The sequence below is a fragment of the Bifidobacterium hapali genome (assembly GCF_002259755.1).
Taxonomy (GTDB): domain Bacteria; phylum Actinomycetota; class Actinomycetes; order Actinomycetales; family Bifidobacteriaceae; genus Bifidobacterium; species Bifidobacterium hapali.
The window spans coordinates 1-2,018 of sequence record NZ_MWWY01000074.1; the positions used below are offsets into that span (position 1 = coordinate 1).

General features: G+C 54.4%; 2 rRNA genes. Both read right to left on the minus strand.

The features are described from left to right. Nucleotides 1–882, minus strand: a 23S ribosomal RNA gene (locus tag BHAP_RS11345); the annotation flags it as partial. A 492-nt stretch (nucleotides 883–1,374) separates the two neighbouring features. Then, nucleotides 1,375–2,018 (minus strand): 16S ribosomal RNA (locus BHAP_RS11350); the annotation flags it as partial.

Genomic DNA, 2,018 nt, shown 5'->3' on the forward strand with positions numbered 1-2,018 from the left:
GGAGAGAACCAGCTATCACGGAATTTGATTGGCCTTTCACCCCTAACCCCAAGTCATCCCCCCGGTTTTCAACCCAGGTGGGTACGGTCCTCCACACAGTCTTACCCATGCTTCAACCTGCTCAGGGCTAGATCATCCCGCTTCGGGTCCAGGACACACGACTCACACGCCATTTAAGACTCGCTTTCGCTACGCATACCCCACACGGGTTATACTCGCCACATGCCACTGACTCGCAGACTCATTTTTCGATAGGCACGCCGTCACCCCATTAAAAAGGCTCCGACGGATCGTAAGCGCGCGGTTTCAGGAACTCTTTCACTCCCCTCCCGGGGTGCTTTTCACCTTTCCCTCACGGTACTAGTACACTATCGGTCAGACAGGAATACTTAGACTTACCCAACGGTCTGAGCAGATTCACTCGGGATTCCACGAGGCCCGAGCTACTTGGGAACACCATCCACGAGACCCTGATCAACCAGCTACGGGACTATCACCCTCTACGGTCCGGTCTTCAAACCAGTTCACCTCAACCAGAATTTTCTCACTCGCGTCCAGCACGTCGGCACTAGAACAATCGCGTCCCACGACCCCTCACACGCAACCCCCGACGGGTATCACACGCACAAGGTTTAGTCTCATCCGCTTTCGCTCGCCACTACTCACGGAGTATCCTTTCCTGCAGGTACTGAGATGTTTCACTTCCCTGCGTACCCTCTAGCCAAAGCTAGTGACTACCCACAACAGTAGCCGGGTTACCCCATTCGGACACCCTCGGATCAACGCTCATTCGGCAACTCCCCGAGGCTTATCGCAGCCCACCACGTCCTTCATCGGTCCTGTCTGCCAAGGCATCCACCACACGCCCTTACCCACAATCACCACACAACCAGCAATTGCAAGCAACCAACGAGTAACAAACACTCGACAACAAATCATCACACTAACGATCACAAAACGATCAAACAACCAGACCACACAAACCAAGAAAAACAAGGCTCATGCAGCCCGGCGAAAAAACAGCAGAACACAACAATAAAACACACCAGTGTCTCACCATTGCAATTCTGCTCGCGTCCACTATCCAGTTCTCAAACCACCACACCACACACCCACAAGCCAACCAACCAAACAGTCAGTCAACCCATGAGCATGAGCACGAACCGCACCGGTATATCACAACCGGGGTGACGGTCCGGGAACCCAAAAGCGCATCCACACCACCCAACCATCACACACACTCACATGCGCATAACAGTCAAACCTCTATGCTCAACCTGTGATCGTTTCCACACCAGCACACCCCAAACTATGAAACCATTCCATAATCAGGGCACACACCAGATACCAAACAGTATCCTGAATTCTCCGTAGAAAGGAGGTGATCCAGCCGCACCTTCCGGTACGGCTACCTTGTTACGACTTAGTCCCAATCACGAGTCTCACCTTAGACGGCTCCCTCCAAAACGGTTAGGCCACCGGCTTCGGGTGCTACCCACTTTCATGACTTGACGGGCGGTGTGTACAAGGCCCGGGAACGCATTCACCGCGGCGTTGCTGATCCGCGATTACTAGCGACTCCACCTTCACGGAGCCGAGTTGCAGGCTCCGATCCGAACTGAGACCGGTTTTCAGGGATCCGCTCAACCTCACAGTATCGCATCCCGCTGTACCAGCCATTGTAGCATGCGTGAAGCCCTGGACGTAAGGGGCATGATGATCTGACGTCATCCCCACCTTCCTCCGAGTTAACCCCGGCGGTCCCTTATGAGTCCCCAGCCGAACTGCTGGCAACATAAGGCAAGGGTTGCGCTCGTTGCGGGACTTAACCCAACATCTCACGACACGAGCTGACGACGACCATGCACCACCTGTGAACCCACCCCGAAGGGAAACCCCATCTCTGAGGTCGTCGGGAACATGTCAAGCCCAGGTAAGGTTCTTCGCGTTGCATCGAATTAATCCGCATGCTCCGCCGCTTGTGCGGGCCCCCGTCAATTTCTTTGAGTTTTAGCCTT